Genomic DNA, 17506 nt, shown 5'->3' on the forward strand with positions numbered 1-17506 from the left:
CCCGCGGCGCCCCCCCCCCCCACACTCCCCCTCCACGCCCCACACCCCCCCCCGGGCGGGGCCCAACAAACCGGGGGGGGGGGGGGGCTGTCCCCGGCCCCCCCCCCCCCACGGCGATGTACTGCAAGATCACTGGTCGCGGTACATCTCCGCCACCAGGAACGCCAGGTCGAGGGACTGGCTGCGGTTCAGGCGCGGGTCGCAGGCCGTCTCGTAGCGCTGGTGCAGATCGTCGACGAAGATCTCGTCGCCGCCGCCCACGCACTCGGTGACGTCGTCACCGGTGAGCTCGACGTGGATGCCGCCCGGGTGGGTGCCGAGGCTCTTGTGGACCTCGAAGAAGCCCTTGACCTCGTCGAGCACGTCGTCGAAGCGGCGGGTCTTGTGGCCCGAGGCCGCCTCGTAGGTGTTGCCGTGCATCGGGTCGGTGATCCATGCGACGGTCGCGCCGGAGGCGGTGACCTTCTCGACCAGCTCCGGGAGCTTGTCGCGGACCTTGTCGGCGCCCATGCGGACGATGAAGGTCAGGCGGCCGGGCTCACGGTCCGGGTCGAGGCGCTCGATGTACTGCAGCGCGTCCTCGGCCGTCGTCGTCGGGCCGAGCTTGATGCCGATCGGGTTGCGGATCTTCGAGGCGAACTCGATGTGCGCGCCGTCGAGCTGACGGGTGCGCTCACCGATCCACACCATGTGGCCCGACACGTCGTACAGGTTGCCCGTACGCGAGTCGACGCGGGTCAGCGCCGACTCGTAGTCGAGGAGCAGCGCCTCGTGGGAGGCGTAGAACTCGACCGTCTGGAACTCGGCCGGGTCGGTGCCGCAGGCACGCATGAAGTTCAGCGCGTTGTCGATCTCGCGGGCGAGCTGCTCGTAGCGCTGGCCGGACGGGGACGACTTCACGAAGTCCTGGTTCCAGGCGTGCACCTGGCGCAGGTCGGCGTAGCCGCCGGTGGTGAAGGCGCGCACCAGGTTGAGCGTGGAGGCGGACGCGTTGTACATCCGCTTCAGGCGCTCGGGGTCCGGGACGCGGGCCTTCTCGTTGAAAGCGAAGCCGTTGACCGAGTCGCCGCGGTACGTCGGCAGGGTCACGCCGTCACGGGTCTCGGTGCCCTTGGAGCGCGGCTTGGAGTACTGCCCCGCGATACGGCCCACCTTCACGACGGGCACGGAGGCCGCGTACGTGAGGACGGCACCCATCTGGAGCAGCGTCTTGAGCTTGTTGCGGATGTGGTCGGCCGACACGGCGTCGAAGGCCTCGGCGCAGTCGCCGCCCTGGAGGAGGAACGCCTCTCCCTTGGCGACGGCAGCCAGTCGGGCGCGCAGCTGGTCACACTCGCCCGCGAAGACGAGCGGCGGATACGACTCGAGCTCCGCGATCACATCGCGCAGAGCCTCGGCATCGGGGTACTCGGGCTGCTGCGCCGCGGGCAGGTCTCGCCAGGTGTTGCCAGCGCTTGCGCTGGTCTTAGCGTTCACGGTCACGCCCTCAACATTACGGGGTCGGATGAGCGGTCCAGCCGACCGCTCACCCTTTGAGACGCGTCGTCCACAGATGAGCTGCCCATCGGGTAGGGTGCCGCACATGTTCGCGCACACGACCCGTAACTGGTGGTGGACCGCTCACCCAGCGGCCCACTGACTGCGCGTACAGCGAAGCGAAGGCCGCCCGAGGGCGGCCTTCAGTGTTTTCCGGGACCTGGCCGTTCCTCTCCGCCACCGGAGTCCGGAAGAGGAATCACACGCCATGGATCTGTCCGAGCTGCTGCACGACGACCGCCCCTTCGCCCTGCTGCGCCGCCGCGCACCCGGCCACGACCACGACATCGTGGAACTGCTGGTCGGCGCAGTGAACACCTACGAGCGACTCGCCGACATCCCGGAGGGCCTCGCCCTCGTGCCGTTCCGGCAGATCAGGGAGCGCGGCTTCGACGTCCGCGACGACGGCACCCCGCTCGCGGTGCTCACCCCCGACCAGACGTACGAGCTGCCGCTGGCCGACGTCCTGGCGCAGCTGCCGGCCCATGACGTCCGCGTGTCGGACGGGGGCTTCGACGTGGACGACGCCGCGTACGCGGACATCGTGGAGCGGGTCCTGCGCGAGGAGATCGGGCAGGGCGAGGGCGCGAACTTCGTGATCCGGCGGACGTACGAGGGCGAGATCCGCGGGTTCGACCGGGCGGACGCGCTCGCGCTGTTCCGGCGGCTGCTCGCCGGGGAGCGGGGCGCGTACTGGACGTTCGTCGTGCACACCGGGGCCCGGACGCTGGTCGGGGCGAGCCCCGAGGTGCATGTGCGGATGAGCGGCGGCACGGTCGTGATGAACCCGATCAGCGGAACCTACCGTTACCCGGCCGAGGGCCCGACGCCCGAGCACCTGCTGGACTTCCTCGCCGACGGCAAGGAGATCGAGGAGCTGTCGATGGTCGTCGACGAGGAGCTCAAGATGATGTGCACCGTCGGCGACATGGGCGGGGTCGTGATCGGCCCGCGCCTGAAGGAGATGGCCCACCTCGCTCACACGGAGTACGAGTTGAGGGGGCGGTCCTCGCTGGACGTGCGCGAGGTGCTGAAGGAGACCATGTTCGCGGCGACCGTCACGGGGTCGCCGGTGCAGAACGCCTGCCGGGTGATCGAGCGGCACGAAGTGGGTGGGCGCGGCTATTACGCGGGAGCGCTCGCGCTGGTCGGGCGGGACGCGGGCGGAGCGCAGACCCTGGACTCCCCGATCCTGATCCGTACGGCCGACATCGACGCGGGCGGGAAGCTGCGGGTACCGGTCGGGGCGACCCTGGTGCGCGGCTCCGACCCGGCGAGCGAGGTCCAGGAGACACACGCGAAGGCGGCCGGGGTGCTGGCCGCGCTGGGGGTGCGGCCCGGGCGGCCGCGCGGCGAGGGCGTGCGGCCCGCGCTCGCCGACGATCCGCGGGTGCAGGCGGCGCTCGACGGGCGGCGGGCCGCGCTGGCGCCGTTCTGGCTGCGGATGCAGGAGCAGGCGGCGGCCCTGGAGGGGCACGCGCTCGTGGTGGACGCCGAGGACACGTTCACGGCGATGCTGGCGCATCTGCTGCGGTCGTCGGGCCTCACGGTCTCCGTGCGGCGCTACGACGAGCCGGGGCTGCGGGACGCCGTGCTCGCCCATGAGGGCCCCGTCGTCCTGGGCCCCGGGCCGGGCGACCCCTGCGACGCGACGGACCCGAAGATGCGGTTCCTGCGCGCGCTGACCGCCGAGGTGCTGCGTGATCACCGGCACGGCGTGCTCGGCGTGTGCCTCGGCCATGAGCTGATCGCGGCCGAGCTGGGGCTCGAGATCGTCCGCAAGGAGGTGCCGTACCAGGGCGCGCAGACGGACGTCGACCTGTTCGGGCGGGCCGAGACCGTCGGGTTCTACAACAGCTTCGTGGCGCGCTGCGACGACGACACGGCGAGGGAACTGGCCGCGCACGGCGTCGAGGTGAGCCGGGACGCGGCGAGCGGCGAGGTGCACGCGCTGCGCAGCTCGGGTCGTGCCGGAGGCGCGCCGACAAATGCAGTGGCGGGGGTGCAGTTCCACCCGGAGTCGGTGCTGTCGCTGCGCGGGACGGACGTCGTGCGGGAGCTGCTGGGTCAGCTCATGGGCGCGGGCACGAGGACGTTCTCGGAGCGCCGGCCCGCCTGATAGTCGAGGACGTTGGCCACCGTGGTCTCGATGATCTGGCTCACCGCGTCCACGGTGTAGTACGCCTGGTGGGACGTGACCAGGACGTTCGGGAAGGTGACGAGGCGGGCCAGGGTGTCGTCCTCGACGACGTCGAGCGACTTGTCGAGGAAGAAGAGCCCGGCCTCGGCCTCGTACACGTCGAGGCCCACGCCCGTGAAGCGGCCCTCGCGCAGCTCGGAGACGAGGGCCTTGGTGTCGATGAGGCCGCCGCGGCTGGAGTTCACCAGGATCGCGTCGTCCTTCATGGTGCGCAGGGCGGCGCTGTCGACGATGTGCTCGGTGGCCGGGAGCAGGGGGACGTGCAGGCTGATCAGGTCGGCCTCGGTGAAGAGGCGCTCCTTGTCGACGTACTTCATGCCGAGTTCGACGCAGGCCGGGTTCTCGGCGATGTCCCAGCCGAGGAGCTTCATGCCGAAGCCGTGGGCGATCCGGGTGAACGCCGCGCCGATCTTGCCGGTGCCGAGGACGCCCACGGTGCGGCCGCGCAGGTCGCGGCCCATCAGCCCGTCGAGCCTGAAGTCGAAGTCGCGGGTGCGGTTGGAGGCGCGGACGATGCGGCGGTTGACGGCCATCGCGAGGGTCCAGGCGAACTCGGCCACGGAGTACGGCGAGTAGTACGAGACGCGGGCGACGGTCAGGCCGAGGCGCTCGGCCACCTCGAGGTCGATGTTGTTGAAGCCCGTGGAGCGCTGGGCGATCAGCTGCGTGCCGCCGGCGGCGAGGGTCTGCAGGACGCGGTTGTTCAGGGTGGCGTTGACGCTGGTGGAGATGATCTCGTAGCCGGCCGCGATGGGGGCCGTGTCCTCGGTGAGGAAGACGTCCAGGCAGCGGACCTCGTGATGGCCCGCGAACGCCTTCTCGATGAGGGGCTTCTCGTCGGACTGCACGCCGAATGCGAGGATCTCCACGACTGCTCCCGTTTCTTCCGTATCGCGTCGTGTGTGCCGGTTACGGCGAATATACGGGCCGGGCAACCCCGTGACACCCGGGGGCGGGAGGACTTCGTCCCGTCCCGCCCCCGGCGTCGTCCCGGCCTCGCGCCTCAGCCGAAGAAGACCCCGACCTCCTCGTACAGCGCGGGATCGACCGTCTTCAGCCGGGCGGTCGCCTCGGCGATCGGCACCCGGACGATGTCCGTGCCCCGCAGGGCGACCATCTTCCCGAAGTCGCGGTCGCGCACGGCCTCGATGGCGTGCAGCCCGAAACGGGTGGCGAGCCAGCGGTCGAAGGCACTGGGGGTGCCACCGCGCTGGATGTGGCCGAGGACCGTGGTCCTGGCCTCCTTGCCGGTGCGCCGCTCGACCTCCTTGGCCAGCCACTCGCCGACTCCGGAGAGACGGACGTGCCCGAAGGAGTCGAGCGTCCCGTCCTTGAGGACCATCTGCCCGTCCTTGGGCATGGCACCCTCGGCGACGACGACGATCGGGGCGTACGAGGCCTTGAAGCGAGAGGTGACCCAGGCGCAGACCTGGTCGACGTCGAAGCGCTGCTCGGGGATGAGGATGACGTTGGCCCCGCCCGCGAGGCCCGAGTGGAGCGCGATCCAGCCCGCGTGACGGCCCATGACCTCGCAGACCAGGACCCGCATATGGGACTCGGCGGTGGTGTGCAGCCGGTCGATGGCCTCGGTCGCGATGCCGACGGCGGTGTCGAATCCGAAGGTGTAGTCGGTGGCGGACAGGTCGTTGTCGATGGTCTTCGGTACGCCGACGACGGGCACGCCGTACTCGTCGGTGAGGCGGGCGGCGACGCCGAGGGTGTCCTCGCCGCCGATCGCGATGAGCGCCTCGACCTCCTCCTTGGCGAGGGTCTCCTTGATGCGGCGGATGCCGTTCTCGACCTTGAGGGGGTTGGTGCGCGAGGAGCCAAGGATGGTGCCGCCGCGGGGCAGGATGCCTCGCACGGCCGGGATGTCGAGCCGTACGGTGTCGCCTTCGAGCGGCCCGCGCCAGCCGTCCCGGAAGCCGACGAAGTCATAGCCGTACTCCTGCACGCCCTTGCGGACGATGCCACGGATGACGGCGTTGAGCCCGGGGCAGTCGCCGCCTCCGGTCAGTACTCCGACCCGCATGGAAATGTCCCTTCGCCACAGCACTGTGAGCTGACACGGGTCACGCTAATAGTGATCCACGTCACTTCGGCAGCACGCGAAGGGTGAAATCCGTTCAAGAGTGAGGGAGTTGACCTTTGTGTGGTGATCATTCAAAAGGCACGGAGCGGCTACGCGTCGTCGAGGCCGCGCTCGATGGCGTACCGGACGAGTTCCACGCGGTTGTGCAGCTGGAGCTTGCCCAGGGTGTTCTGCACGTGGTTCTGCACGGTGCGGTGCGAGATGACGAGCCGCTCGGCGATCTGCTTGTAGCTCAGGCCCTTGGCGACCAGGCGCAGGACTTCGGTCTCACGCTCGGTGAGCTGCGGGGCCTTGGGCTCGCCCGCGCCCGCGGCAGGCGCGGGTTCGGAGGCCAGGCGCCGGTACTCGCCGAGGACGAGGCCCGCGAGCCCCGGCGTGAAGACGGGGTCGCCGGCCGCCGTACGGCGCACCGCGTCGGTCAGCTCCTCGGTCGACGCCGATTTCAGCAGGTAGCCGGTGGCGCCGGACTTCACCGCCTCCAGGACGTCGGCGTGTTCCCCGCTCGCCGACAGGACCAGGACGCGCAGCGCGGCATCGGCGCCGACGAGTTCCTTGCAGACCTGCACGCCGGGCTTCTTCGGCAGGTTCAGGTCGAGTACGAGGACATCGGGCGCGGCGGCGCCGGCCCGGCGCACCGCCTGCTCACCGTCGCCCGCGGTGGCCACCACGTCGAAACCCGCCTCGGCGAGGTCCCTCGCCACGGCGTCCCGCCACATCGGGTGGTCGTCGACCACCATGACCCTGATCGCGCCTGCGGCGGCGCCCTCCCGCTGCTGCTCGGTCATCTTCCCGATCCCGCCTTCCCCCGTGAAACCTTCGGAACTCTCAGTTCGACCTCGGTGCCCTGTCCCGGCACCGAGATCAGCTCGGCCGTGCCGCCGATGTCCCGCAGCCGGCCGCGGATGGACTGGGCGACGCCGAGCCGCCCCTCCCCTTCGGCCTGCGCAAGACGTCCTTCCGGGATGCCGGGTCCGTCGTCCCGCACCGTCACGATCACGGTGTCGGGCTCGTCCTCGACGAGGATCCAGGCCCGGGCGTCCGTCCCCGCGTGCCTGCGCACATTGTCCAGGGCGGCACTGACAGCCGCCGCCAGTTCCCTCGCCGCGACCAGCGGCAGGAACACCGGGGCGCCCGGCTCGGCGAAGCTCACCCGCGCTCCGGCGTGCGGCGCGAGCAGCGACCGCAGATCGCAGGGCGTCGACGTGCCGGGAACGTCGTCCGGCTCTTCCACGGCCCGCACGAGCGCGCCCTGCGAGGCGTCCTCGGAGGCACGCGAGGCAGGCACGAGACCGCCGGCGACCAGGGTGCGCAGGGCGACCTCCTGCTCGCCGGCCATCCTGCCGAGCTCGGCGGCCTCGCCGCCCAGCGCGGTGCCGCGGCGCTGCACCATGGCGAGGACCTGCAGCACGCCGTCGTGGATGTCGCGGGCGAGCCGCTCCCGCTCACGGGTGGCCGCCTCGATCTCCAGGGCCCGGGCGAGGGTGCGCTCGGAGGCGCGGGCCACCTCGACGACGTAGCCGATGGCGATCGACGCGATGCACACGAGCAGGACGTTGTGGAGGGTGTCGCGGCTGAAGGCGCCGCGCTGCACCACGTTCGCGACGCCGACGAGCAGCGAGGCGAACGCGGCCCACCGCCAGCCGCCCTTGACCGCGTAGGCGAGAACCGCCCCGGCCGTCCAGATCGACGGCAGGGTCGGACCGCCCTCCACGATCCGGCTGTGCTCGACGGCGACCGGCGTGAGCAGGATGCCGGCGAGCGCGACGATCAGGTCGGCGGTGAGGAAGCGCTTGGTGCAGCTCGCGGCGTTCGCGACGCGCGGCAGCGTGGCCAGGGTCCACCCGACCAGGACCACGAAGTAGCCGATCGCCACCCAGGGCCGAACGAACCTGTCCTGCGCGGTGACGAACAGGCCGATCGCATAGACCATCGTCAGCAGCCGGTACGCCGTCAGCGCGCGCCACAGCGGCTGCTCGACGGACATCCTCATCACGCGTTCGCGCCTGGCCACGCACCCACCCCCCGAACTGCGGCTCCCGGAACGTCCGCTCCCAGAACGACGACGCGGCTAGGAGGCCGGCCGTTCCACGTCGCCGCCCTTGTTCCCCTTGGCTTCCTTCTCGGCCGCGGCTTCCCTCTCCGCCTTGGCTTCCTTCTCCGCCCTGGCCTCGGCCTTCGCCGCATCCGCGATCTGCCGCTTGGCGGCGGTCGCGTACATGTCGACGTACTCCTGGCCCGAGAGCTTCATGATTTCGTACATGACCTCGTCGGTCAGGGCCCGCAGCACGAACCGGTCGTGCTCCATGCCCTGGTAGCGGCCGAAGTCGAGGGGCTTGCCGATGCGGATGCCGGGGCGCATCAGCTTGGGCAGGACCTTGCCGGGGGGCTGGATCTTCTCGGTGTCGATCATCGCGACCGGAAGGACGGGCGCGCCGGTGGCGAGCGCCACGCGCGCGAGACCGCCGGGCTTGCCGCGGTACAGGCGGCCGTCGGGCGAACGGGTGCCCTCCGGGTAGATGCCGAAGAGCTCGCCGCGCTCCAGGACCTCGATGCCGCTCTTGATCGCGGCCTCGCCCGCGCCGCGCGAACCGGAGCGGTCCACGGGGAGCTGGCCGACGCCCTTGAAGAACGCGGCCGTGAGCTTGCCCTTCACACCGGGCGTCGTGAAGTACTCGGCCTTGGCGATGAAGGTGACCTTGCGGTCGAGCATCGCCGGCAGGAAGAAGGAGTCCGAGAAGGACAGGTGGTTGCTGGCCAGGATGGCGGGACCCTCGGCGGGAATGTTCTCGAGGCCCTCCACCCAGGGCCTGAAGCCGAGCTTCAGCGGCCCTCCGATGGCCACCTTCATTGCGCCGTAGATCAACCCACTGCCTTCCTTCGTCTGTGGATCAGACCTTAACCCGCGCCGCAGCTCCGAGGCCCGACGACCCTGGTCGGTGTCAGCACGGTCGCGTACGGTGAAGTACGCCCCGCAGTCCCGGGCGATCCCCCTCTCATGAACAGGAGACCGAAGGTGCCGGTCATTCCTGGAGCCGAGCCGTACCGCCACGAGGGCGGAGAGGTCGGCGTCCTCCTCTGTCACGGTTTCACCGGTTCCCCGCAGTCGCTGCGCCCCTGGGCGGAGTACCTCGCCGAGCGCGGGCTCACCGTCTCGCTCCCCCTGCTGCCCGGCCACGGCACGCGCTGGGAGGACATGCAGGTCACCGGCTGGCAGGACTGGTACGCGGAGGTGGACCGCGCCCTGCGCGAGCTGCTGGACCGGTGCTCCCAGGTCTTCGTCTTCGGTCTGTCGATGGGCGCCGCCCTCGCGCTGCGGCTCGCGGCGAAGCACGGGGACGAGGTGGCGGGCCTGGTCCTGGTGAACCCGGGGAACAAGGTGCACGGCCTCGCCGCGCACGCCCTCCCGGTGGCCCGGCATCTCGTGCGCTCGACGAAGGGGATCGCCAGCGACATCGCGAAGGAGGGCTCGTCGGAGATCGGGTACGACCGGGTGCCGCTGCACGCCGCGCACTCCCTGCGGAACTTCTTCCGCATCGTCGACCGCGAACTGCCGCAGGTGACACAGCCTTTGGTGGTCCTGCACAGCACCCAGGACCATGTGGTGCCGCCCGTCGACTCGGCCCGCGTCCTCAGCCGGATCTCGTCCACGGACGTCGAGGAGATCCTGCTGGAACAGAGCTACCACGTCGCGACGTTGGACCATGACGCGGACCGGATCTTCGACGAGAGCTACGCGTTCATCGGCCGGCTCGCCCCCAGTGTCGGTAAGGAAGGGACGGCCACAGGTGGCTGAGCAGGACCGACGTGAGCCCGCCGGCGACGAGAGCCGCGAGCCGGAGGACGCGTCCGCCGAGCAGGCGGCGTCGGGCTCGGCGCTGCCCGGTCCGGCGCAGCTCGGCAAGGAGCAGCGGCCCGGCGCGGACGCGGACGCCGGGGGCGCCGGCGAGCCCGTGGACGAGGACGCCGCCTGGGCCGCCATCGTCGCCGGGTACGGCGAGGAGCCGCCGGACCCGCCGGGCGCCAGGCCGTTCAGGTCGATCGAGGACCTGGCCCTGCCCGACCTGGACACGGACGGCTCCGAGACGAACACGGACACGAACAGCCCGAAGTCGGGTGCCGGCGAGCCCGGCAAGCCCGCGACGCCGCTCGGCTCCTCGGTCTCCTTCGCACCCGGCGTCGGCGGCCCCCGCGACTACCGGCCGTCCGAGCCGTCGGACGGCGACGCCGACGACGACGAGGGCCACTTCGTGCCCCCGGAGCCCCCGCCGCTGCCCGAGGCAGACGTCACCGCCAAGTTCGCCTGGCTCGCCGTGATCGGCGGCCCGGTCCTGATGCTGCTGGCCGTGCTGCTCGGCTGGCAGATGACGTGGTGGCTCACGACGGTCTGCGTCGGTGGCTTCCTCGGCGGCTTCGGCACGCTCGTGATGCGTATGCAGGGCGACGACGAAGACGACGATCCGGGACGCGGCGCGGTCGTCTGACCCGCGTCAGTCCCGGGCGGCGGGAACCCTGAGGGCGGCCAGGACCGGCAGATGGTCCGTGGCCGCCCTCAGGTCGTCCTCGCTCACCCCCGGCATGCCCACCGGAACCCCGCAGCCGAGAACCTCGACGCCCTGTGTCGCGAGGATCGCGTCGATGCGCTGATGCGGGTGGGCCGGTGTCGAGGTGTACTCGCCGAGCCACGGCTTGGTGGCCCAGGCGTCCTGGAGAGCCTCGGCCAGGCGCCGGAACGTGCGCCCGCCGGGGCGTTCGTTGAGGTCACCGCCCGCGACGGCGTGCTCGACGCCGAGCGCCGCGAGCCGGTCGAGGAGCATCCCGCCCTGCATGTACCGCTCGTCCTTCTGCAGGCTCAGATGGCAGCTCAGTACGCCGATCCTGGCACCGCCGAAGCGGACGACGGCGGTCGCGAAGCCGCGCCGGTGCAGTCCGGGAGTGAGGGGCAGCAGGACGTCCTCGGTGCGTTCGACCGTGGCGCGCAGGGAGCAGAGCAGCGCCGGGCCCGCCGCGCTCGCGCCGCCCGAGAGGATCACCAGGTCCGAGGCCGCCGCGAGCCGGGCGAGCTTCTTGCGCCAGCGGAAGAAGCGGGGCGCCTCCTGGATCAGGACCAGGTCGGGGGCGCAGGCCGCGATGACGCGGGCGAGCGCGGCGGTGTCGTCGCGCATCGAGCGGATGTTGTAGCTGAGCACCCGGACGACGGCCGAACCGTCGGGTTCGGTGCGGGAGTTGGGGAGTGATCCGGTGACCATGACGATCAAGATACGACGAACGCCCGCCGTTTCTCCGGGGAAACGGCGGGCGTTCGACGGCTGAGGCGGCAGCCGGTGTCACATGACCGGGTCGGGCTCCCGCGCCAGGTCCGCCGCCCCGACCAGGCCCGCCTTGTTGCCGAGCTGGGCCGCGATGACGTCCGCCACGGGGCGCCAGTTGCCACCGACCAGCCAGCGCTTGTAGGACTTGCGGATCGGGTCGAGGACGAGCTCGCCCTCGTCCGAGAGTCCGCCGCCGACGATGAAGGCGGACGGGTCGAACAGCGAGGCCAGGTCGGCGAGGCCCGCGCCGGCCCAGCGGGCCAGCTCGCGGTACGAGTCGACGGCCACGGCGTCACCCTGGCGGGCGGCCATGGAGATGTGCTTGCCCTCGATGCCGTCCGGGGTTCCGTCGCCCAGGGAGAGCAGGAACTCCGCGTTCTCCGGGGTCGCGTTGGCACGCTGCTTGGCGTAGCGCACGAGCGCGCGGCCGGAGGCGTACTGCTCCCAGCAGCCCTGGCTGCCGCAGCCGCACAGCAGGCCGTCCGGGACCATCCGGATGTGGCCGAACTCGGCGGCCACGCCGAAGTGGCCGCGGCGCAGCTTGTTGCCGATGATGATGCCGCCGCCGAGGCCGGTGCCGAGCGTGATGCAGATGACGTTCCGGTGGCCCTTGCCCGCGCCGAACTTGTATTCGCCCCAGGCGGCCGCGTTCGCGTCGTTCTCGACGACGACCGGCAGGCCGACCCGCTTCTCGACCTCGTCCTTCAGCGGCTCCTGGCGCCAGTCGATATTGGGCGCGAAGTAGACCGTGGAGCGCTGGCGGTTGACGTATCCGGCGGCGCCGATACCCACGCCGACGATCTCGTGTCCTGCCCGTGCGCCCTCCACGGCCGAGGCGATCGCGTCAACGATGGCCTCGGACGTGCTGGGAGTCGGCACCTTGAACGTCGAGAGGATGTTGCCTTCCTCGTCGACCACGCCGGCCGCGATCTTTGTGCCGCCGATGTCGACGCCGATGGTGAGTCCCATGAATCCCTCAGTTCGGTCGAGCCCCGCTACGGCCCACCGTACCCGAGCGGCTCTCAGTCGAGGTCGATGTGTTCACCTTTTGAAGGCCCCTCGGGGCCCTCGTCACGGGGGTCCGTGTCGTCCCCGGCCGCCTGTCCGGCCCGGGCGCCCGACGAGCGCTGGGTCCAGCGCTGCTCCTGGCGCTCGACGGCGGAGCGGTAGGCGGCGAGCAGCTCGTTGCCCGCGGCCGCGAGGTGGTCGAAGACCTCGGGGTTGCGCTCGACGACCGGCTCGACGGCCGCCTTCGCCTGCTTGACGACCTGGCTGACGACCTGCTGCGCGGTGCCCTGCGCGACCGCGCCGAGCAGGGGCGTCTGGATCCCCGACAGCTTCTCGGCGACGGCGTCGACGAGCTTGCGCAGCTCCTCGGCGGCCGAGCCGGGCGGGGCCCCGTACTCGGCCCGGCGGCGGGCCTTCTCCTGTGCGAGGTCCTCGGCGCACGCCTGCTCCCAGGCGTCGGCGTCGGCCTCGGGTGCGGGCTGCTCGGTGGCGTCGCTCATGGCGGCTGACTCCTGCGAGAACGGATATGGGTGGGTGCGTACCAGGAGGGTGCGTACCTTCGACGTTACCCGAACGGCGGTAGTCCGTTCACCGTCCCCGCGGCCACAGGTCGGGGTCCGGGGTGAACCTGATGCGCAGGACGCCGTCGCGCAGGCCGGCGCCGGCGACGGTGCAGCGGCGCAGCGCCGACGGCAGGGGGACGATGCGGCGGAGCGGTCCGGCCGTGACGACGAGTTCGTCGCCGCGCCGCACCAGTCCGAGGTCCTCGCGGACGGTGCCGGGCAGCGGCAGGTGCCACACCAGGACGCCCTCGTCGGCGATGCGGTCCTCGACGGGCCAGGCGGTGGCGGCCGGCGCGGACGTGACCGGCGGTGCGCCGAGCGCGGCCAGGTCGTCGGCGCCGCGCGGATCACGGCCCAGATGGGGCAGCTCATGCACGTCGTACGTGCCCTGCCAGGTGGCGACGACCTTGCGCTGGCGCGCGGCGGCGTCGGTGAGCCAGGGGTCGGTGGAGCCGTCGGGGAGCACACGGGAGGCGAGCAGGGCGTCGGCGCGCAGGCCGTGCAGGGCGAGGGCGGTGGTCGTGGTGAGCAGGGCGTCGGCCGCGGCGGGCGTCGGTTCGGCGACGAGGCGCACGGTCGTGTGCGGGTCCTCGACGACGGCCTGGGCGGCGGCGAGTTCGGTGTCCCAGCGGTCCGCCGTCTCGTACAGCCACTCCGCGGGCATGGGGACACCGGCGAGGCGGCCGAGGAGGGGGCGCAGGGCGCGGGCGGCCTGACGTTCCGGGGGGAGCAGGCGGCGCAGGTAGCGGCGCAGCTGTTCCGGCAGGGCGAGCAGGGCGAGGGCCTGCGGCGCCGGGGGAAGGTCGACGACGACGAGGTCGTGGGGACCGTGCGCACTGTCGCGCAGGGCGCGGAGCAGGGCGAGTTCGTGGCTGCCGGGAAGCGGGGTGAGTTCCTCGGTGTCGAGGCGGGTGGCGCCCAGGAGGTCGAGGGCGGACGCGGCCTTTTCCTGGAGGTCGGCGAGGTCCTCGCGGAAGCGGTCCGCCGGGGCGAGACGTATCGCGGTGAGACCGGGTTCGACGGACGTCGGCGCCGCGCTCGTAGGCGTGGCGAGAGCGGCGCCGAGAGTGTCCGTGGGGTCCGCCGAGAGCACGAGGGTGCGAGCTCCGCGGCGGGCGGCGGCGAGGGCCGTGGCCGCGGCGACGGTGGTCCGGCCGGAGCCGCCGGGGCCGGTTACCAGAACGGTACGCATGGGGTGTGAGGCTACCTGGGGCGCAGGTCGCCGCCCGCCGGACGGAGACGGCGGACGGCGGACGGCCGGACGGGGACGGCGGAGGCTACTTCGTCTCCACGCGCTTCTTCAGGCCGGCGAGGGCGCGGTCGATGATGACCTTCTCGGCCTTGCGCTTGATCATGCCGAGCATGGGGATCTTGACGTCGACCGTGAGGCGGTAGGTGACCTCGGTGCCCGTGCCGGACGGCTCGAGGAGGTACGTGCCGTCGAGGGAACGCAGCATCTGGGACTTGACCAGGGTCCAGGAGACCTCGTTGTCCCCGGTCCAGGTGTAGGCCAGGGTCTGGTCGTCCTTGATGGCTCCGGCGTCCATGACGAGTCGCACCTGCTCGGCGCGGCCCGCGCCGTCCGTGGCGAGGACCTCGGCCTCCTTCACCTCTCCCGTCCAGTCGGGGTAGCGGGCGAAGTCGGCGATCACCCCCATGACATCGGCCGGTGCCGCCTCGATCGTGATGCTCGAGCTGGTGTGTTCCGCCATCGCGGTGGCTCCTCCAGATGCGGTCCGCTGAGGGGTGGTGTGTATCGCGTGAAGGCTACCGCGCACCGGCGGCGGCGCTGTCACCACTCCAGGGCCCAGGGCCTGCCCGAACCGGCGAAGTGGCCGACATTGACGCACTCCGTCGCCCCGATCCGCATGCGCCGGGTGAGCGGCTGGTGGACGTGGCCGAACAGGGAGTAGCGGGGGCGGGTGCGCCGGATCGCCTCCAGGAGGGCACGGCTGCCGCGCTCGAAGCGGCGCGCGACGGTGTCGTAGACGAGTTCGGGGACGTCCGGCGGGATGTGGGTGCACAGCACGTCGACCTCCCCGACGGCCTCGATCTTGGCGGCGTACTCCTCGTCGCTGATCTCGTAGGGGGTGCGCATGGCGCTGCGCAGTCCGCCGCCGACGAAGCCGAAGACGAGGCCGCCGATCTCGACGCGCTCGCCGTCGAGGACGGTGGTGCCGGCTCCGGCGTACTCGGACCACAGGTGCGGGATGTCGACATTGCCGTAGGTGGCGTACGTCGGTGTGGGGAACGCCGCGAAGAGCTCGGCGTACTGCTTGCGCACCGCCGTCTCGATGGCGGTCCCGCGATCGATCCCGGCCCACAGCCCGGCGCCGAACGTACGTGCCTCCTCGAAGCGGCGGGCGGTGCGCAGCTCGACGATGCGGTGCGCGTTCTCCACGCCGAACAGGTCCGGGAAGATGCCTCGCGAATGATCCGCGTAGTCGAGGAAGAGCACCAGGTCACCGAGGCAGACGAGGGCGTCCGCCCCGTCTCCCGCCCGGGCGAGGTCTGTGGAGTTTCCGTGCACATCGCTGACCACGTGTACGCGCATGCGATCACCCTAGAACTGTGTGGGAATCGTGGGTAGAGGGGGCCGGACCTGCGGTTACTTCCTATTCTCCGATCGGGTGGACTAGGGTCGGCGGAGCAGTTGCACGGCGTGTGACGCAGCGAACATCTGGCCCGGACCCCCTACCGGAAAAGCAGTACCGGTGGGTAACGTCCGGGCAGTCCAGTAGTGCTCAGCATTTCAACCACTGGAACTACCACAGCTTCAGCAGTTGAGCACCTGCCCGATCTTGGACCGCATCGTCGACTCACACCATGCCGTGGCGCCGGTGCCCTATGAGGAGCAGCAGTCTTGCGCGAGTTCAGCCTTCCGGCCCTGTACGAGGTCCCTGCGGACGGCAACCTGACCGACATCGTCCGCAGAAACGCCGCGCAGCACCCCGACGTCGCCGTCATCGCCCGCAAGGTGAACGGCACCTGGCAGGACGTCACCGCCACCACCTTCCTCGCGGAGGTGCGGTCCGCCGCCAAGGGCCTGATCGCCTCCGGCGTGCAGCCCGGCGACCGGGTCGGTCTGATGTCCCGTACCCGCTACGAGTGGACGCTCCTCGACTTCGCGATCTGGAGCGCCGGCGCCATCACCGTGCCGGTGTACGAGACCAGTTCAGCCGAGCAGATCCAGTGGATCCTCGGCGACTCCGGCGCCGTGGCCTGCGTGGTCGAGAGCGCCGGGCACGCGGCCACCGTCGAGTCCGTGCGCGACCGCCTCCCCGGCCTCGCGCACGTCTGGCAGATCGACGCCGGCGGCGTCCAGGAGCTGGACCGCGCGGGCGCCGTCGTCCCCGACGTGACCGTCGACGAGCGCAGCGCCGTCGCGAAGGCCGACGACCCGGCGACGATCGTCTACACCTCGGGCACCACGGGCCGCCCCAAGGGCTGTGTCCTCACGCACCGCAGCTTCTTCGCCGAGTGCGGGAACGTGGTCGAGCGCCTCAAGCCCCTCTTCCGTACGGGCGAGTGTTCGGTGCTGCTCTTCCTGCCCGTCGCGCACGTCTTCGGCCGTCTGGTCGAGGTCGCCTCGCTGATGGCCCCGATCAAGCTGGGCCACGCCCCGGACATCAAGCACCTCACCGATGAACTGGCCGCGTTCCGGCCGACGTTGATCCTCGGTGTGCCGCGCGTCTTCGAGAAGGTCTACAACTCGGCGCGCGCCAAGGCGCAGGCCGACGGCAAGGGCAAGATCTTCGACAAGGCGGCCGACACGGCCATCGAGTACAGCCGCGCCCTGGACACCCCCAAGGGTCCGTCCCTCGCTCTGAAGGTGAAGTACAAGACGTTCGACAAGCTCGTCTACTCGAAGCTGCGCGCCGTCCTCGGCGGCCGCGGCGAGTACGCGATCTCCGGCGGCGCCCCGCTCGGCGAGCGCCTCGGCCACTTCTTCCGCGGCATCGGCTTCACGGTCCTCGAGGGCTACGGCCTGACCGAGTCCTGCGCCGCCACCGCCTTCAACCCGTGGGACCGGCAGAAGATCGGTACGGTCGGCCAGCCGCTGCCCGGTTCCGTGGTCCGGATCGCCGACGACGGCGAGGTGCTGCTGCACGGCGAGCACCTGTTCTCGGGCTACTGGAACAACGAGGCCGCGACCGAGGAGGCGCTGGCCGACGGCTGGTTCCACACGGGCGACATCGGCACGCTCGACGAGGACGGCTACCTCCGGATCACCGGCCGCAAGAAGGAGATCATCGTGACGGCGGGCGGCAAGAACGTCGCCCCGGCCGTCATCGAGGACCGCATCCGTGCGCACGCCCTGGTCGCCGAGTGCATGGTCGTCGGCGACGGGCGCCCCTTCGTCGGCGCGCTCGTCACGGTCGACGACGAGTTCCTCGGTCGCTGGGCCACCGAACACGGCAAGCCGGCCGACTCGACCGCCGTGTCCCTGCGGGACGACGCGGATCTCCTCGCGGCGATCCAGGCGGCCGTGGACGACGGCAACGCGGCGGTCTCCAAGGCGGAGTCGGTCCGCAAGTTCCGTATTCTGCCGACCCAGTTCACGGAGGAGTCGGGCCACCTGACGCCGTCCCTGAAGCTGAAGCGGAACGTGGTGGCGAAGGACTACGCCGACGAGATCGAAGCGATCTACCAGGGCTGAGCCTTGCGGGGGCTCCGCCTCCTCTCCCTGTGCCCTCGGACGCCGGCCCGGGCCGTCGTTTCATACCGCCGGGCCGGCGGGCCGCGGGCCAACACACCCCCCCCCCCCGCACCCCCCAGATACCCCACCCACCCCACC

At 71.2% G+C, this 17506-nt stretch carries 17 protein-coding genes; 5 read left to right on the plus strand and 12 right to left on the minus strand.

Annotated features, from left to right (window positions below):
- Positions 1-129 precede the first annotated feature (129 nt).
- On the minus strand, positions 130-1482 hold the full coding sequence (locus tag ACFC96_RS30450) for a class II 3-deoxy-7-phosphoheptulonate synthase (RefSeq protein WP_376258741.1): 1353 nt from the start codon (positions 1480-1482) through the stop codon (positions 130-132).
- 100 nt (positions 1483-1582) lie between these two features.
- Between ACFC96_RS30450 and ACFC96_RS30455 the strand changes: the two genes are divergently transcribed.
- The gene (locus ACFC96_RS30455; protein ID WP_351255831.1) at positions 1583-1639 is read left to right on the plus strand and encodes a trp operon leader peptide; all 57 of its coding nucleotides are present in this window, start codon (positions 1583-1585) and stop codon (positions 1637-1639) included.
- Positions 1640-1744: 105 nt separating this feature from the next.
- Positions 1745-3655, plus strand: a complete 1911-nt coding sequence (locus ACFC96_RS30460) for an anthranilate synthase family protein (RefSeq protein WP_376615116.1) — start codon at positions 1745-1747, stop codon at positions 3653-3655.
- Here ACFC96_RS30460 and ACFC96_RS30465 read toward each other — a convergent pair.
- The 5 genes from ACFC96_RS30465 to ACFC96_RS30485 form a co-directional block, all read right to left on the minus strand.
- The gene (locus ACFC96_RS30465) at positions 3604-4605 is read right to left on the minus strand and encodes a 2-hydroxyacid dehydrogenase (protein WP_376258746.1); all 1002 of its coding nucleotides are present in this window, start codon (positions 4603-4605) and stop codon (positions 3604-3606) included. The two genes, ACFC96_RS30460 and ACFC96_RS30465, sit on opposite strands and share 52 nt — an antisense overlap.
- Positions 4606-4739: 134 nt before the next feature.
- Complete coding sequence (locus ACFC96_RS30470) at positions 4740-5768, minus strand: 6-phosphofructokinase (protein ID WP_376258748.1); 1029 nt, start codon at positions 5766-5768, stop codon at positions 4740-4742.
- 149 nt (positions 5769-5917) lie between these two features.
- Positions 5918-6613, minus strand: coding sequence for a response regulator (locus ACFC96_RS30475; RefSeq protein ID WP_376258750.1), 696 nt, complete (start codon positions 6611-6613; stop codon positions 5918-5920).
- Complete coding sequence (macS, locus tag ACFC96_RS30480) at positions 6610-7839, minus strand: MacS family sensor histidine kinase (RefSeq protein WP_376615118.1); 1230 nt, start codon at positions 7837-7839, stop codon at positions 6610-6612. Before macS ends, ACFC96_RS30475 begins: the two co-directional genes overlap by 4 nt.
- 57 nt (positions 7840-7896) lie before the next feature.
- On the minus strand, positions 7897-8676 hold the full coding sequence (locus ACFC96_RS30485) for a lysophospholipid acyltransferase family protein (protein ID WP_376615133.1): 780 nt from the start codon (positions 8674-8676) through the stop codon (positions 7897-7899).
- Between the two features lie 165 nt (positions 8677-8841).
- Between ACFC96_RS30485 and ACFC96_RS30490 the strand changes: the two genes are divergently transcribed.
- The gene (locus tag ACFC96_RS30490) at positions 8842-9621 is read left to right on the plus strand and encodes a carboxylesterase (protein WP_227294266.1); all 780 of its coding nucleotides are present in this window, start codon (positions 8842-8844) and stop codon (positions 9619-9621) included.
- Positions 9614-10309 carry a hypothetical protein gene (locus ACFC96_RS30495; protein ID WP_376615119.1) on the plus strand — a complete coding sequence of 232 codons (696 nt, stop codon included), beginning with the start codon at positions 9614-9616 and terminating at the stop codon, positions 10307-10309. Before ACFC96_RS30490 ends, ACFC96_RS30495 begins: the two co-directional genes overlap by 8 nt.
- Positions 10310-10315: 6 nt before the next feature.
- Here ACFC96_RS30495 and ACFC96_RS30500 read toward each other — a convergent pair whose 3' ends face one another.
- The 6 genes from ACFC96_RS30500 to ACFC96_RS30525 all read right to left on the minus strand — a co-directional run bounded on the left by ACFC96_RS30500 (position 10316) and on the right by ACFC96_RS30525 (position 15262).
- Complete coding sequence (locus tag ACFC96_RS30500) at positions 10316-11074, minus strand: endonuclease/exonuclease/phosphatase family protein (RefSeq protein WP_376615121.1); 759 nt, start codon at positions 11072-11074, stop codon at positions 10316-10318.
- Between the two features lie 78 nt (positions 11075-11152).
- On the minus strand, positions 11153-12106 hold the full coding sequence (locus tag ACFC96_RS30505; RefSeq protein WP_376258757.1) for an ROK family glucokinase: 954 nt from the start codon (positions 12104-12106) through the stop codon (positions 11153-11155).
- A 53-nt stretch (positions 12107-12159) separates the two neighbouring features.
- A complete protein-coding gene (locus ACFC96_RS30510; protein ID WP_376258758.1) occupies positions 12160-12645 on the minus strand; it encodes a DUF5304 domain-containing protein in 486 nt (161 codons plus the stop codon).
- A gap of 88 nt (positions 12646-12733) precedes the next feature.
- Positions 12734-13900: an ArsA-related P-loop ATPase gene (locus ACFC96_RS30515; protein WP_376258760.1), complete on the minus strand. Its 1167-nt coding sequence runs from the start codon at positions 13898-13900 to the stop codon at positions 12734-12736.
- Positions 13901-13985: 85 nt separating this feature from the next.
- The gene (locus ACFC96_RS30520) at positions 13986-14420 is read right to left on the minus strand and encodes an SRPBCC family protein (protein WP_376258762.1); all 435 of its coding nucleotides are present in this window, start codon (positions 14418-14420) and stop codon (positions 13986-13988) included.
- Positions 14421-14500: 80 nt separating this feature from the next.
- The gene (locus tag ACFC96_RS30525) at positions 14501-15262 is read right to left on the minus strand and encodes a metallophosphoesterase (RefSeq protein WP_376258763.1); all 762 of its coding nucleotides are present in this window, start codon (positions 15260-15262) and stop codon (positions 14501-14503) included.
- Between the two features lie 309 nt (positions 15263-15571).
- Between ACFC96_RS30525 and ACFC96_RS30530 the strand changes: the two genes are divergently transcribed.
- Positions 15572-17368, plus strand: coding sequence for an AMP-dependent synthetase/ligase (locus tag ACFC96_RS30530; RefSeq protein WP_376615123.1), 1797 nt, complete (start codon positions 15572-15574; stop codon positions 17366-17368).
- The last annotated feature ends 138 nt before the right edge of the window (positions 17369-17506 follow it).

This window comes from Streptomyces sp. NPDC055955 (assembly GCF_042270245.1).
Lineage (GTDB): Bacteria > Actinomycetota > Actinomycetes > Streptomycetales > Streptomycetaceae > Streptomyces.

Excerpts from the sequence above, each read along its gene's own strand:
- ACFC96_RS30460 (WP_376615116.1), top strand. The coding sequence starts at position 1,745 with ATGGATCTGTCCGAGCTGCTGCACGACGACCGCCCCTTCGCCCTGCTG.
- ACFC96_RS30470 (WP_376258748.1), bottom strand. The coding sequence starts at position 5,768 with ATGCGGGTCGGAGTACTGACCGGAGGCGGCGACTGCCCCGGGCTCAAC.
- ACFC96_RS30475 (WP_376258750.1), bottom strand. The coding sequence starts at position 6,613 with ATGACCGAGCAGCAGCGGGAGGGCGCCGCCGCAGGCGCGATCAGGGTC.
- ACFC96_RS30485 (WP_376615133.1), bottom strand. The coding sequence starts at position 8,676 with ATGAAGGTGGCCATCGGAGGGCCGCTGAAGCTCGGCTTCAGGCCCTGG.
- ACFC96_RS30500 (WP_376615121.1), bottom strand. The coding sequence starts at position 11,074 with ATGGTCACCGGATCACTCCCCAACTCCCGCACCGAACCCGACGGTTCG.
- ACFC96_RS30505 (WP_376258757.1), bottom strand. The coding sequence starts at position 12,106 with ATGGGACTCACCATCGGCGTCGACATCGGCGGCACAAAGATCGCGGCC.
- ACFC96_RS30510 (WP_376258758.1), bottom strand. The coding sequence starts at position 12,645 with ATGAGCGACGCCACCGAGCAGCCCGCACCCGAGGCCGACGCCGACGCC.
- ACFC96_RS30515 (WP_376258760.1), bottom strand. The coding sequence starts at position 13,900 with ATGCGTACCGTTCTGGTAACCGGCCCCGGCGGCTCCGGCCGGACCACC.
- ACFC96_RS30520 (WP_376258762.1), bottom strand. The coding sequence starts at position 14,420 with ATGGCGGAACACACCAGCTCGAGCATCACGATCGAGGCGGCACCGGCC.
- ACFC96_RS30525 (WP_376258763.1), bottom strand. The coding sequence starts at position 15,262 with ATGCGCGTACACGTGGTCAGCGATGTGCACGGAAACTCCACAGACCTC.